Annotated in this window: 8 protein-coding genes; 6 read left to right on the forward strand and 2 right to left on the reverse strand. The window is 68.3% G+C overall.

Going from position 1 to position 15,397, the window contains the following annotated elements:
* Positions 1-296: 296 nt before the first annotated feature.
* Positions 297-701, reverse strand: coding sequence for a hypothetical protein (locus PX52LOC_RS38395; RefSeq protein ID WP_149115039.1), 405 nt, complete (start codon positions 699-701; stop codon positions 297-299).
* Between the two features lie 81 nt (positions 702-782).
* Positions 783-1,739 (reverse strand): DUF1559 family PulG-like putative transporter, encoded by a 957-nt coding sequence (locus PX52LOC_RS38400; RefSeq protein ID WP_149115040.1) that lies wholly within the window; start codon positions 1,737-1,739, stop codon positions 783-785.
* Positions 1,740-2,794: 1,055 nt separating this feature from the next.
* On the opposite strand from PX52LOC_RS38400, the gene PX52LOC_RS38405 reads away from it, so the two are divergent.
* From PX52LOC_RS38405 to PX52LOC_RS38430, 6 genes are all read left to right on the forward strand, one after another.
* The gene (locus tag PX52LOC_RS38405) at positions 2,795-3,979 is read left to right on the forward strand and encodes a XylR family transcriptional regulator (RefSeq protein WP_149115041.1); all 1,185 of its coding nucleotides are present in this window, start codon (positions 2,795-2,797) and stop codon (positions 3,977-3,979) included.
* A 160-nt stretch (positions 3,980-4,139) separates the two neighbouring features.
* Positions 4,140-6,158, forward strand: coding sequence for an alpha/beta hydrolase (locus PX52LOC_RS38410; RefSeq protein WP_149115042.1), 2,019 nt, complete (start codon positions 4,140-4,142; stop codon positions 6,156-6,158).
* A 146-nt stretch (positions 6,159-6,304) separates the two neighbouring features.
* The gene (locus PX52LOC_RS38415) at positions 6,305-10,618 is read left to right on the forward strand and encodes a PVC-type heme-binding CxxCH protein (protein ID WP_149115043.1); all 4,314 of its coding nucleotides are present in this window, start codon (positions 6,305-6,307) and stop codon (positions 10,616-10,618) included.
* Positions 10,619-10,732: 114 nt separating this feature from the next.
* On the forward strand, positions 10,733-13,468 hold the full coding sequence (locus PX52LOC_RS38420; RefSeq protein WP_149115044.1) for a DUF1592 domain-containing protein: 2,736 nt from the start codon (positions 10,733-10,735) through the stop codon (positions 13,466-13,468).
* Between the two features lie 310 nt (positions 13,469-13,778).
* Complete coding sequence (locus PX52LOC_RS38425; protein ID WP_246173602.1) at positions 13,779-14,801, forward strand: DUF1552 domain-containing protein; 1,023 nt, start codon at positions 13,779-13,781, stop codon at positions 14,799-14,801.
* A gap of 3 nt (positions 14,802-14,804) precedes the next feature.
* Positions 14,805-15,341: a hypothetical protein gene (locus PX52LOC_RS38430; protein ID WP_149115045.1), complete on the forward strand. Its 537-nt coding sequence runs from the start codon at positions 14,805-14,807 to the stop codon at positions 15,339-15,341.
* Positions 15,342-15,397: the final 56 nt, after the last annotated feature.

The raw sequence follows: 15,397 nt of genomic DNA on the forward strand, positions 1-15,397 counted from the left end.
GTCGCCGCCGAGTATGATGTTCGCCCTCCCGGCAAGGCACGACCACCCGCCTGGCGGTGTGTATGGGCCGACGCGCCGATCGAGGTCCCCGCGAACATCCGGAAACTCCCGGTGATTTCTGCGCGTAGGAGTTCGATGCCCGCACGCGACGCAGGGCGGCGAACCACATAACCGCGGTGCCGAACACTGCCCTGGTCAAACGACGCGGCCCGCCGGGTTACGGCGGGCCGCAGGTGTCCCGACAACGTGACTTAGACTGTCGGTCAGGGCGGTAGCGACCCTGATCCGTAACCGAGTCAGTTCAGTGCGACCGTCACTTCCCCGCCGCTTTCGGGGACGGTCACGGTCGCGCCCGACGTTTGGGGGTCGTTGAACTTCGCAGGGACGGCAACCGCCGTCGCACCGGCCCCGCCGCCACGGGTGCCCGTGTCCGAACTCCCGACGCTCACCGGCCCGCCCACGTAGGCGACCTTCTGTTCGCCCGGCACGACCTCCGTCATGATGAACTTGCCGTCGGAATTAATCGTCGCCGTCGCGAAATCACCGTTCGGGGCGAGGAACTTGATGACGCCGCTCTTGAGCTGTTGGCCCTTGTAGGTCACGGTGCCGGTCACCGTGAGCATCTTCTTCTTCGGCGGGCCGCCGCAGCCGGCGAGAAGCGTTAGCGTTGCGACCATCACGGCCACGGTTTTGAGTGTCATGTCACTTGGGGAGGGAAAAGGGTCGGGGAAGGGAAACGCCGGCCGAGTGAACTCGGCCGGCGCAACGGGTTCATGTCCGAGTTAGAAATCGCCCGTGACCAGCCCGTCTTGCGGCCAGAGGGCCCGGCACCACACCGTCTGATCGACGTTCGGAGTTACGTTCCGGACGCTACCGTCCATCATGCCGACAATGCAGACGCCGTCGATGGCCTGAACGCGGTACGGGTCGCACGCCGCAACCGTCGGTTGGGCCTGCGGCGGGGTCGACGTCGAGGTGGCGGTGACGGTGGTGCCGGTGCTCGTCACCAGGCGGGTGTCGAAGTACGGCCCCTTAATGTAGTCCCACGTGAGGTTGTAAGCCCACAGCTTGTGGTTCATCCCGTCCGGGGACCCGCCGTTCGAGCCGCAAATCCCGTACTGCTCGGCGATGCCGACCGTCGTCGACGTGCCGTCCGTCAGGCTCAACAGCTTGAAGCGAGCGTTGCCCTTGGTCACCTTGTCGATGGTATCGACGCCGGGCGTGGGGTCGACGGGCGTGCCGTAGACCGCGTGGTTCATGGCGTAATTGCCGTGGCCCCACGTCCCGCTGTTGGACTCGGTCCAGGTGTCGGCCGGCTGGGACGGATCCCGCGGCGACAGGAAGGTCTTGATCTTTTTCGCGCCCGCCGCCGTACCGGCCGCCCGCGAGGCGGCGTCGTTCGGCGGGACGCCCGGCCACGCCCCGCCGTTAGAAATGCCGAGTTGGTAGATCGCGTTCTGCTCGATGTACGGGAGAATCCAGAAGTGGCCCGACACCGGCTGACCGCTCCCGGGGACCAACACGGCGGACAGCGGGGGGATGATCCCCATGGTGTCGTGGAACCCGTGGTTCGCCAGCATGATCTGCTTGACACTGTTTGAGCTTTGGGCACGGGCGGCCGCGCTGCGGACCTTCTGCACGGCCGGCAATAACAGTCCGATCAGGATGGCGATGATCGCAATCACCACCAGCAGCTCGATGAGCGTGAAGCCCCGACGACGGGGAGAGAACCTGTGCATAGAAACCTCGTGGAATGAAAGGATGACGGACTGCGCGTCGAAACTACGAGAAAATGAAATATTCCAACCACCCCCCCAGCTACTCGACGAGCCGCCACATGTTAATCAAAATCACCAAAAAAATTATGTTAGCCTCGCGAACCGGAGGATGCCCTGGAAACCCCGCGGCGGTGTCGCCCCTCCTGTCGCTGCCGGGCGGCCCCTGCGCCGGCACACCCGGGCACGCCAGCACGGCCCAGACTGGAACGGAGTCTGCTCATGGCGATCCTTCCGAGAGAAGAAGGCGACCCGCCGGCGGCTTTCGCGACGCGCAATCGGCTAGGCCGGTTCCGACACTGGGGTAGACTGCAGACGGGCTTGCAAGAAGATTAGCCCGTCCCGCCGGCGACCAGCAATGCGCAGATGCGCAACGGTCCTACGCTTTTTCACGGCCCATCGCCCGGGCGGCCGGGGTCGTGAAGGGGGATCGAGTACCGGCGAGACTAGGTTCGGCTCAACTTTGGCTACGGCACTCGTTGTTTCAATTTGATCAAGTCGCCCCGAAATTCCGTGCTTACTTTGAACTGTTGGAATCTCGAATCACATGCTGCACTCATACCTCGACTTGGGCACTTCCTCACATGGATTCGTGGGTAGGCCGATGGCGTGATCACCACACTATTACTGTCCACGGATGATTTCCAGGCTCCTGGCCGCCGAGACCAACCTGCTCTACGCCTCCAGCGTTTTGGGCACTGGGCACGATGGCAGTTACCGGCGGTTACTGACAGGGGGGCCGCTAATCGGGATTGAAACTCGGCTGCGCTTTGAACTTGTTACTGCTCGACCATGTGGTTACCGACGACCCGTCGATCTTGTTGGCGAAGACACGGTAGATGCCCATCCGATCTGCACCGCCCCACACGCACTCACAGTTTTCTCACTTGAATCCCTCCCGCCGCCGTCAAACAATTCGGGATAATTCATGTGTTTACGCACGACTTCCTCTGCGACGGTCGCCAGCGTGATTGCCCCACGGCGTGAACGACCCACGGCGACCCGGAGAGGGCCACCCGATGCCGACACCCGCGCCTTGCCGCGTCGGGCTTATGATCGAGACCTCGAACGCATACTCCCGGGGGTTGATCCGCGGGGTGATGGGGTATGCCCGGCAACGGGGCGGGTGGTCGCTGTGGCTCGCCGAGTCCGAGCGAGGGCACGCCCCGTCGGCCCTCCGCCACTGGGACGGAGACGGGCTGATCGCTCGGGTTGAGAACCCACAAGTGGCCGCAGCGATCACGGCGACTGGCAAGCCGGTAGTGGACGTTAGTTCCGCCCGCCTCCTACCAGCCGCCCCGTGGGTGGAGACGGACGACGCGGCGATCGCGCAGGCCGCGTTCGAACACCTCTGCGGGCTAGGGCTGACCCACTTCGGCTACGCCGGGGATGAGCGGTTCAACTGGTCCCGGTGGCGGCAGCAGCATTTGGTGCAGGTCGCCGCCGCGGCCGGGTTCGATTGCTCGGTCTGCCCGGCCGTCGATCGCGAGCGGTGGGCGCGGCAGCGGGACGCAACTGCCGCCTGGCTCGCCGGGTTGCCCCGGCCGGTCGGCGTCCTGGCCTGCTACGACTTGCGCGCCCGCGAGGTGCTGGACGCCTGCCAAGTGGCCGGGCTGCGGGTGCCGGACGACGTAGCAGTCCTCGGTGTGGACAACGACGAACTGCTCTGCGACTTGGCCGACCCGCCGCTGTCGAGCGTTGCCCCGAACGCCGCCCGCGCCGGGGCAGAGGCCGCCGCCTTGCTCGACCGCGTCCTGACCGGCGCGCCCGTTCCGCCGGCGGCCCACCTGATCCCACCCGTCGGGGTGATCCACCGGCAGTCGACCGACATCCTCGCAGTGGACGACCCGGACGTGGCGGCCGCCGTCCGGTTCATCCGGGCGAACGCACCCCGCGGCATCGGGGTGGCCGACGTGTTGCGGGCGGTCCCGGTCTCCCGCCGCGTGCTGGAGGCCCGGTTCTCCAAGGTCCTCGGCCACACACCGCACGAAGAGATCGTCCGGGTCCAACTCGGCCGGGCCAAGGAACTGCTTGTTCAGACCGACCTGCCGCTCGCCGCCATCGCCGACCGGGTCGGGTTCGCCCATGCCGGGCACCTGAGCGTGGTGTTTAAAAAAGCAACCGGGCAATCCCCCGGCGAGTACCGCCGACACTCGATCCCCACGCACGGCCCCGGCCGCCCGGACCAGTGGGCCGTGAAATAGCGTAGGGCCGTTGCGCATCTGCGCATTGCTGGCCGCCGGCGGGTCGGGCTACTCTTCTTACAACTCCGTCCCGTCTATCCCCGTGCCGGAACCGCCGTAGCCGATTGCGCGTCGTGAAAGCCGCCGGCGGGTCGCCTTCTTCTCTCCCGGAAGGATCGCCATGAGCAGACTCCGTTCCAGCCTGGTCGTCTGGGCCGTGCTGGCGTGCCCGGGCCTACCCGCGCAGGGTCCGCCCGGCGACGGGAAGGGCGACACGCCCGCGGGGTTCCCCACGCCGCCCGAGGGGTTCGACAAGAAGCGGGACGCCGTCCCCCACGGCAAGTTGGAAACTATCGAGTACAGCTCGACGACGGTCGGCGCGAAGCGGAAGGCGAGGGTGTACACGCCACCGGGGTACGACAAGGGCACGAAGTACCCGGTCCTGTACCTGCTCCACGGCATCGGCGGGGACGAAAACGAGTGGGCGCGGAACGGTTCCCCCGATGCCATCCTCGACAACCTGTACGCCGACAAGAAGGCGATGCCGATGATCGTCGTCCTGCCCAACGGCCGGGCGGCGACGGACGTGACGGCGAAGGACCCGTTCCCAAAGCAGGGGCCGGCGTTCGCCGCCTTCGAGAAGGACCTCCTGACCGACCTCATCCCGTTCGTCGAGAAGTCTTACGCGGTGAAGGCCGATCGCGAGTCGCGGGCGCTGGCCGGGCTGTCGATGGGGGGCGGGCAGTCGCTCAACTTCGGGCTGGGTAACCTGGACACCTTCGCCTGGGTCGGCGGGTTCTCGTCGGCCCCGAACACGAAGAAGCCGAGCGACCTCATCAAGGACCCCGCCGACGCGGCCAAGAAACTGCGGCTGCTGTACGTGGCGTGCGGCGACAAGGACGGGGTGTTGCGGATCAGCGAGGGCGTCCACAAAATGCTCGACGACAAGAAGGTGCCGCACGAGTACCGCGTCATCCCCGGCGGCGCGCACGACTTCAAGGTGTGGAAGAGCGACCTGTACCACTTCGCCCAACTGATCTTCCGCGAGGTCGGTCAGGAGAAGCCGGGAACCGAGAAGAAGGCTGACGAGCCGAGGCCCGCGGCGGCCCAGTCAGCCCCGGTCGAGGACTTCAAGCCGGCGTCCACCAACCAGGCCAGCAAGCCGTACCCGCAGGTGAACTCCGAGGGCCGCGTGCGGTTCCGCGTTGTCGCGCCGCAAGCCCAGAGCGTGAAGGTGCCCGAGTGGGGCGGCGTTACGCTGACGAAGGGCGCAGACGGTGCGTGGGTAGGGACCACCCGCCCCCTGGACGAAGGGTTCCACTACTACCGTATCAATGTCGACGGGGCCGACGTGCCGGACCCCAACAGCAAGCCGTACTACGGGGCGAGCCGATGGGGCAGTGCCGTCGAGGTTCCCGCCCGCGACGCGGACTTCTACGCCCTCAAGAACGTCCCGCACGGGCAACTCCGCGAGACGCTGTACTTATCGAAGGGCACGAACGCCATCCGCCGCTGCTTCATCTACACGCCACCCGGTTACGACGCGGATACCAGCAAACGCTACCCGGTACTGTACCTCCAGCACGGGGCCGGCGAGGACGAGACCGGGTGGGGCGGCCAAGGTCACGCGGGTCTGATCCTGGACAACCTGCTCGCCACGGGGAAGGCCAAACCCTTCATCGTCGTGATGGACAACGGCGGCGGCATCGGCCCGCGACCGACGGCTCCGCCGGCCGCGGCCGGCGGGGCACCGCCCCGGCCGCGGTTCGACTTCTCGACCTTCGCGAAGGTCGTGACGGAGGAACTGATCCCCCACGTCGATGCAAACTTCCGCACACTGGCCGACCAGCCGAACCGCGCAATGGCCGGGCTGTCGATGGGCGGCATGCAGACAAAGCAGATCACGCTCGCCAACCTCGACAAGTTCTCGCACATCGGCATGTTCAGCGGCGGTAGCATCGCCGCCGACGAACCCGCCCTGGCCGACCCGGACGCCTTCAAAAAGAAGGTCAAACTGGTGTTCGTCAGCTACGGTAGCAAGGAGCGGACCGAGGCGGCCAAGAAGAACCACGCGGCCCTCGAAAAGCTCGGGGTCAAGAGCGTCTACTACGAGTCGCCGGAGACGGCCCACGAGTGGCAGACCTGGCGGCGGAGCCTGTACCAGTTCGCGCCACTGCTATTCCAGCAGGCGGAGAAGTAATTCGGACCGTTAGGCGACTCCGAATCGGGGTTGCCGGATTTCCAAACCCTGCCCCACCGGAGGGCGGCCCGTCTCTGAGCCGCTCAGATCACCGAACACCGTCGTCTGACCCTCCCCCGCGGCCGCTTGGCCCAGGAACCTGAAGCATGCCTCGTCTTCTGCTCTTCGCACTTTGCGGCCTGTTCGCCGCTTCGCCCGCCGTCGCCGCCCCGCCGGACCTAAAAATCTTGTTCCTGGGAGACCGCGGGGCGCATCGGCCGAAGGTCCGGTTCGACCAACTCGAGCCGATCATGGTGAAACGCGGCATCGCCCTGACCTACACCGACAGCCTCGACGCCCTCACCCTCGACAACCTGAACAAGTACGACGGGCTGGTGATCTACGCCAACCAGGACCGCGGGAAGCCCGAACACGTTCAGGCCATCCTCGACTACGTGGCCGCCGGCAAGGGGTTCATCCCGCTGCACTGTGGCAGCTTCTGTTTCACCAACGACGACAACTACGTCAAACTCGTGGGGGCGCAATTCCGGAACCACACGACCGGCGTGTTCCGCGCCAAGACGGTGCAGCCCGACCACCCGATCATGCGCGGGGTGCAGAGTTTCGAGAGTTGGGACGAGACCTACGTGCACCACAAGCACAACGAGACGAACCGGGTGGTGCTGGAGGTGCGGGCCGATCGCGCCCAGGAGGAGCCGTGGACGTGGGTGCGGACGCACGGCAAGGGCCGCGTCTTCTACACCGCCTGGGGCCACGACCACCGTACCTGGAGCCACGACGGTTTCCACACCCTCATCGAGCGGGGCATCCGCTGGGCTTGCGGGCAGGACCTAACGGACGCCCCACGGTACGCCGACGCCCCGAAGATGACCAAGATTCAAGGCACCGACAAGGACTTCGAGTACGGCGAGGCGAAGGTGCCGTTCTACCCAGCCGGGCAGCGGTGGGGCACGCTGGGGGAGCCGATCAGCAAGATGCAGAAGCCGCTCTCACCGGCCGCGTCGATGAAGCACTACAGCGTGCCAGAGGGGTTCGAGGTCAAGCTGTTCGCCTCCGACGAGCAAATCGGCGGCAAGCCGATCGCGCAGACCTGGGACGACCGCGGGCGGCTGTGGATGGCGGTTACAAAGGACTACCCCAACGAGATGCGGCGGGCGGGCGAGGGCCGGGACAAGATCGTCGTGTGCGAGGACGCCGACGGCGACGGCATGGCCGACACGTTCACCGTCTTCGCCGACAAGCTCAGCATCCCCACCAGCCTGTTGTGCGTCCACGGCGGGGTACTCGTTCACCAAGCCCCGCACACGCTGTTCCTCAAGGACACCGACGGCGACGGTAAGGCCGACCTGCGGCAAGAACTCGTGACCGGCTGGGGCACCAACGACACCCACGCCGGGCCGAGCAACCTGCGCTACGGCCTCGACAACTGGGTGTACGGCATCGTCGGCTACAGCGGCCTCAACGCCACCGTGGCCGGCGAGCGGCTCCGCTTCGGCCAGGGCATCTACCGCTTCAAGCTGGAGAAGGACGGCGACCACAAGCTGGCGGTGGCCAAGTTCGAGCTGTTGCGGAACGTGAACAACAACGCCTGGGGCGTGGCGTTCAACGAGGACGGCGACCTGTTCGGCAGCACCGCCAACGGCTGCCCGATGGTCCACCTGCCGGTGCCGAACCGGTACTACGAGACGGTCCGCGGGCTGAACCCTGGCCCGCTGCCGAACATCGCCCTGAGTAACGCCTACCACCCGGTGACGGAGAAGGTCCGCGCGGTGGACTGGCACGGCGGGTTCACGGCCGGGGCCGGGTGCGCCGTCTACACCGCCCGCGCCTACCCGCCGGAGTACTGGAACCGCACCGCGTTCGTGAGCGACCCGACCGGCCACCTCACGGCCGCGTTCGTGCTACAACCCAACGGCACCGACTACGTCGCCCGGTACGGGTGGAACCTGGCGGCCGCCGACGACGAGTGGGCCGCCCCGACCGACGCCCAGGTCGGCCCCGACGGCCACGTGTGGCTGATCGACTGGTACAACTTCATCGTCCAACACAACCCTACGCCGGCCGGGTTCAAGACCGGCAAGGGTGGGGCCTACGAGAGCGACCTGCGGGACAAGACGCACGGTCGGATCTACCGGCTCGTGTACACCGGGACTAAGCCGGCCCCGCCCACGAACCTTGCGGCCGCCAAGACCGACGACCTGGTCGCGGCCCTGAAGTCGGACAACATGTTCTGGCGGCTGCACGCGCAGCGGCGGCTGGTCGAGGCGGGGGACAAGGCGGCCGGCGAGTCCCTCCGCAAACTCGCCGCGGACGCAACATCCTCCCCCCAAACCGTGCTGCACGCCGTCTGGGCACTGGACGGGCTGAAGGCGGGCGAGGGTGCCCCGGTCGGCCTGGACCACCCGTCGCCTGCCGTCCGCCGGGCCGTGCTACAGACGCTGCCGAAGGGGGCCAAATCGGCCGCGGCGATCCCCGCCGCGAAGGTGCTCGACGACGCCGACCTGAGGGTGCGGTTGGCGGCCCTGCTGGCGTTGGCCGATCAGCCGTCGGCATCGGCCGCAGGGCCGGTCCTCGCGGCCCGCTTGGCCGCGCTCGAGGCGGGCACCGACAAGGGCCTCGCCGACGCCACACTCGCAGCGGCCGTGGCGCACGCCGGCCCGGTCCTCGCGGACCTGGCCGCAGGCAAGCACACTGGCGGGTCACGGGAAGTGCTGGCCGCGGTCGAGCGGGTCGCCGCCAGTTACGCGGCGAAAGCCCCCACCGACCTCGGCCAGTTGCTCGGCTCGCTCGGCGGCACCGCCGTGTCGGACGCCATCGTCACCGGGCTGGCGGGCGGATGGCCTGCGGCCCGGCCGGCCAAGCTGACCGCGGCCGACGAGGCGGCGTTCGTGAAGGCAACTGCCGCCACCTCGGCGGCCAGTCGCGGGCGGCTCCTCCGGCTGGCCGCGGCGTGGGGCGTGAAGGGGCTGGAAGCCCAACTCGCGGACGTGGCCCGCGGCCTGTTGGCGGTGGTCGCCGACGAGAAGGCGACCGATGCCGCCCGGCTGGACGCCGCCAAGCAAGTCGTGGAGGCCGTTCCCGCGGATGACCGGGCCGCCGGGGCGGTCGTCGCCGCCGTGACGGCCAAGACCAGCCCCGAACTGGCCCGCGGGCTGTTCGAGGCCCTGGGCACCGGCAAGGCCAAGGGCGTCGGCCCGGCCGTAGTGGCGAAGCTCGGCACCCTCCCCGCGTCGGTCCGCCCGGCCGCCCTCCGCCTCGTACTCTCCCGGCCCGAGTCGGCCGCCGCGTTCCTCGACGCCGTGGAGAAAGGGACCGTCCGCTTCGACCTGCTCGACCTCGACCAGAAGACGGCCCTCGCCGCCCACCCGGACAAGGCGGTGGCCGAACGGGCCGCCAAGCTCCTGGCCCAGGGCGGCGGGCTGCCTAACTCCGACCGCCAGAAGGTGATCGACGATTACAAGGAGGTGGTGGCGAAGACGGGCGACCCCGTCAACGGCAAGAAGATCTTCCTGGCCCAGTGCTCCAAGTGCCACAAGCACGGCGGCGAGGGCGCGCAGATCGGCCCGGACCTGACCGGTTTCGCCGTCCACCCCAAGGAGGAGACCCTTATCCACGTGCTCGACCCCTCCCGCAGCGTGGAGGGCAACTACAAGGCGTACGTCGTCCGGTTGCTCGACGGCCGCACCGCCACCGGGCTGCTGAGTGCCCAGACCAAGACGACGGTGGAGATCCTCGACGCCGAGAACCGGCGGCAGACGTTCGACCGCGGCGACCTGGAAGACGACCCGATCGAGTCGAAGAAGTCGCTCATGCCCGAGGGGTTCGAGAAGCTGATCCCCAAGGCCGAGTTCGCCGACCTGCTCGAATTCCTGGCCCAGAAAGGGAAGTACCTGCCGGTCCCGATCGACAAGGTGGCGACGGTGGTGACGACCCACGGCCTGGTGTCCAAGGACGGCGGCCCGGCCGAGCGGCTGGTGTTCCGGGACTGGAAGCCGAAGGAGTTCGAGGGCGTGCCGTTCGTGCTCGTGGACCCCAACGGCGAGACGACCCGGAACGCCGTCCTGCTCAACGGCTCCGGCGGTGACGTGCCGGCGGCCATGCCGAAGAGCGTGACCCTGCCGTGCAACACCGCGGCCAAGGTCATCCACTTCTTGAGCGGGGTCGGGGTGGCGAGCCACCCGGCCGGCGAGAAGGGGACAGTGAGCCTGGTCGTGCGGCTGCACTACGCCGACGGGAAGACGGAGGACCACGAACTAAAGAACGGCGTGCACTTCGCGGACTACGCCCGCCGGGTGGACGTGCCGGAGTCGAAATTCGCGTTCGCCCTGCGGCAGCAGCAGGTCCGCTACTTGGCCGTCGCCCCGAAGCGGACCGACGCGGTCATCAAGCAGATCGAGCTGGTGAAGGGCAAGGACTCGTCCGCCCCAATCGTGATGGCGGTGACGGTGGAGACGCCGTAACGGTGCGCCGGACGGTGCCGGTCACCGACTGCCGGGTACGATCAAGGGGGCGACGCACGGGAAGCCTTACCCCGTGCATTCGCCGTCCCGGCCCGATCGGTTCGAGAGTGACTCATGGACCACCGACATCGGCACGCCCTCGGACCGGTAGGACGCCTCGTTGCCCGCGGCGTCGTGCTGCTCGGATTCGCCGTGCTGGTCCTGCCCGCGGCGGCTCCCGCCGCAGAAGCCCCAGACCAAATCTTTCTCGGCGAGCACTGCACGAGTTGCCATAACGCCGAGGACAAGAGGGGCCGGCTCGACCTGACCGCCCTGACGCTCGACCCGAAGAACGCGGCCGACCGGGCCGTGTGGGTGCGGGTCCACGACCGCGTGGCGGCCGGCGAAATGCCGCCGAACGGCCGTCCCCGCCCCGACGCCCCCGGTCAAAAGGTCTTCCTGGAAGCCCTCGCGAAGTCGATCGTCGCCACCGAGCGGGCGGCCCTGGGCGGCGAGGGCCGGGCGACGCTGCGGCGGCTCAACCGTCACGAGTACGAGAACGCCCTGCGCGACCTCCTCGGCGTCCCGTGGGCGCAAGTCGCCGGCCGGCTACCCGAGGACGGCGAGGCCCACCGCTTCAACAAGAGCGGAGAGGCACTCGACGTGTCCTACGTGACGATGGAGCGGATCGTGGACGCGGCCGGCCACGCCCTGCGGCTGGCGACGGCAACGGGCCTGGAGCGGCCGGCGAAGACAACCCGTCGGCTGTACGCCCGCGACGAGCCAAGTCTCCGCAACTGGCTGCCGCAGGAGAACGGCACCCTGCCCGACCGGTTGTCGTTCCCCGTGTTGGACTCCCGCGGCCAGCCGGACGTCCGCGCCGGCCGCGAGCCGGCGACCCGCTCGGCGACCCGCGACCGGGAGGCGGTCGGTCGGGTGTCGAGCATCTTCAGCGACGCCGGCGGGTACAGTTGGAACACCTGGCGGGCCCCGGTCGCGGCCCGCTACAAGGTGCGGGTGGCCGGCTACACGATCTGGGTCGCCGGCGGCGGAGTGGCTCGATGGTTCTACGAGGGCCAGGGGGCCGAGAAAGCGCCGGTGTACCACACGCTGCTCTGGCACCGGCCGAACTTGGACGAGGTCTACTCCGGCAAGCGGAACGAGCCGATCGGCGTCTACGCGACCGCCGGCGGCCAGACCCGCGCGGTCGGCGCGGTCGATTTCACCCCGACGCCGACTGTGGGCGAGATTGAAGTGTCCCTGCTGCCCGGCGAGGTCATCCGAACCGACGGCTCGCGACTGTTCCGGGCGCGGGTCAACGGCACCGACGAGCAGTACGTCAACCCGCTGGCGACCGAGGACGGCATGCCCGGCTACGCCGTCCAGTGGGTCGAGATCGAAGGGCCGTTCTACGACGACCCGGTCGGCGGGGCGGGCTACCGATTGTTGTTCGACCGACTGAAGTTGGTGCCGTCGAAGGAGCCGCGGACCGGCGTGCCGCTGGAAATCGGCCCGGCCCCGGTAGTCGGTCCGGGGCGGGGTGCCCGCGCCGGGCGCGAGGTGGCTTACGAGGTCGAATCCGCCACGCCGCGAGAGGACGCCGAGCGACTCTTGCGGGCGTTCCTGAAGAAGGCGTACCGCCGGCCCGTCGCCGAGGCCGACGTGAGGCGGTTCCTGACACTCTACGACGACCAATTCCAGAAGGGCCGGGGCTTCACCCGGTCGCTGCTGTCGGCCTACTCGGCCGTCCTGGCGTCGCCGGGCTTCGTCTTCGTCGAGGAGAAACCGGGCCGGCTCGACGACTACGCATTGGCCGCCCGGCTGGCCCTGTTCCTGTGGAACTCGGTCCCGGACGACACGCTGCGGGCACTGGCCGACAAGGGTCAACTGAGCCGGCCGGACGTGTTGCGTGCCCAAACCGAGCGGCTGCTCGGCGACCCCAAGGCCGGGCGGTTCGTCGAGGCGTTCACCGACTACTGGCTCGACCTGCGGAAGATCGACGACACGGCACTGTCCACCACGCTGTACAACGACTACGAGATGGACGACCCGCTGAAGGTGGCCGCGGTGGAGGAGACGCGGCAGTTCTTCGCCGAACTGCTCCGAGCCGACCTGCCGGCCCGCAACGTCGTCGCCTCGGACTTCACGTTCCTGAACGAGCGACTGGCCGACCACTACGGCATCAAGGGCGTCTCGGGCGTCGCGTTCCGCAAGGTGCCGCTACCGGCCGACGGTGTCCGCGGCGGGCTGATGACGATGGCGAGCGTCCTCAAGGTGACCGCCAACGGCACGACCACCTCGCCGGTGCTCCGCGGGCACTGGATCACGGACCGCATCTTGGGGCTGGAGATCCCGCCCCCGCCGCCGTCGGTCGAGGCCGTCGAACCGGACATCCGCGGGGCGGTGACGATCCGCCAGCAGTTGGAGAAGCACCGGGCCGACGCGAGTTGTGCATCCTGCCACCGCAAGATGGATCCGCCGGGCTTCGCCCTGGAGAGCTTCGACGTGATGGGCGGTTACCGCAATCGGTACCGGGCCGCGTCCGACAAGGTGCCGCCGGTCCGGGGGTACGGCCTGAACGGGCAGGCGTTCGCGTTCCACTACGCCCTGCCGGTCGATTCGGCCGGCGAGTTGCCCGACGGCCGGCCGTTCAAGGGCGTCCGTGAGCTGAAGAAACTCTTGGCCGAGGACGAGGTGCCGATCGCGCGGAACCTCGTCCGGCAATTGACCGTCTTCGCGACGGGGGCACCGGTGCGGTTTTCCGACCGGGACGAGGGCGAGAAGATCCTCGCCGCGGCGAAGGCGAACCGGTACGGCGTGCGGAGCATCGTCCACGCGATCGTGCCGTCCGATCTGTTCCGGAACAAGTAGGAGTGACCCGCGATGCCCCGTCAACCCGCCGCCACGATCACGGCCCCGTTCGCTTCGACGCGGCGGCCCGTCTCTCGGCGGCGGCTCCTCCAAGGTGCAGGAGTGGCACTGGCGCTGCCGCTCCTGGAGTCGATGCGGGCACCGTTCGCGAGTGCAGCCGACGGCTCGGTACCGCGGCGGCTGTTCTGCGTCTGCAACAACCTCGGCCTGCTGCCGGACCTGTTCTTTCCGAAGGACGGCGGCCCCGCCTACACCCCTTCGCCGTACTTGAAGCTCCTCCAGGACCACCGCGCCGACTTCACCGTCTTCAGTGGCGTGTCGCATCCGTCCGGACGGCGGCCACCCGTCGGACATCGCCTTCCTGACCGCCGCCCCGCACCCGGCCGGCAGTTCGTTCCGGAACACCATCTCGCTCGACCAACTCGTGGCCGAGCGCATCGGCACCCTGACCCGGTTCCCGTCGCTGACGCTGGCGGTCAACGGCGGACGCAGCCTGTCGTGGTCCCGGGCCGGGGTGGCCATCCCGCCGGAGGGGCAGGCGTCCCGGGTGTTCAACCGGCTCTTCCTGCAAGGCTCGCCCACCGAGGTCGCGGCGCAGGTCCACGAGCTCGACACCGGGCGGAGCATCCTGGACGTGGTGGGCGAACAGGCCAAGGACCTTCGGAAGGACGTCGGCGCCCGCGACCGCACCCGGCTCGACCAGTACTTCTCCGGCGTCCGCGACCTGGTGCACCGGCTCCAGGAGTCGAAGGGCTGGGCGAACAAGCCGAAGCCGAAGGTGAAAGTCGGTGCGCCGACCGACCCGGCCAGTCCGGCACAGTACGTGGCCAAGGTCCGGGCCATGTACGACCTGGCACGCCTGGCCTTCGAGACCGACTCGACCCGCGCGGTCACCCTCATGCTCAACAGCGTCGGCACGCCGGTCGTGCAGATCCCCGGCGAGTCGATCACCGACAGCTACCACAACCTGTCGCACCACGGGATGGCCGAGGAGAAGTTGAAGCAACTCCGGGTGATCGACGAAGGGCACATGAAGCTGCTCGCCGACCTCTTCAACGGCATGAAGGGGGCGAAGGAGGGCGGCGAGACACTCCTGGACCGGACGATGGTCCTGTACGGCTCGAACCTGGGCGACGCAAATGCCCACGCGACGACGAACCTGCCGACGCTCTTCGCCGGCGGCGGGTTCAAGCACGGCCGGCACCTGGCGTTCGACCGGAGCCGCAACTACCCGCTGCCAAACCTGTTCGTGTCGGTGCTGCAGCGGTTGGGGATCGAGGCGGCGAGCTTCGGCCCCTCGACCGGCACGATGCGCGGCCTGGAGGTGGTCTGAGCCATGACGCTCGCGGCGATGCTCAGCGTGGCGCTCCTCGGCGCGATCTCCGACGGCGAGGTGGTCCTCACCTTCGACAAGGTCGAGGCCGGCAAGCCGGTGCCGAGCTACAAGGACGAGGACCGGGGCGTCGAGTTCGCCCTGTCGCGGCCGCCGGCCAAGGGCAAGGCCGCCGGACGGGTAATGTTCTTCCCGCACCTGAAGACCGACCGCAAGGGCATCCTCAACGCGATAGCCAACGAGTCGATCCCCGTCGAGGTCCGCTTTCCGAAGCCGGTGTCGAGAGTGACTCTCGAACTGTGGGGTTCGATCGGCAGCGCGGCGCTGGTCGAAGCCTACGACAAGGACGGCAAGGTCGTGGACACGACGAAGCGGGACAAGGTGCCCGAACGGACCGGGCCGGAGAAGCCGGTCCCGAGCTTCGAGCTGACGGTGAAGGCGACAGCCATCGCATACGTCCGCTTCTCCGGTGCCCCGCCGGGCGGCTACCTGGTGTGCGACGAGGTGCGGTTCACCCCGCGGCCCGACCCGGCGAAGTGAGCCGGACGTCAGCGATCAGCACTTGCTTTCCCACGCGGGCGGCCAGTGTCTACACC

Origin of the sequence: Limnoglobus roseus (genome assembly GCF_008254045.1) — a bacterium.
GTDB lineage: Bacteria > Planctomycetota > Planctomycetia > Gemmatales > Gemmataceae > Limnoglobus > Limnoglobus roseus.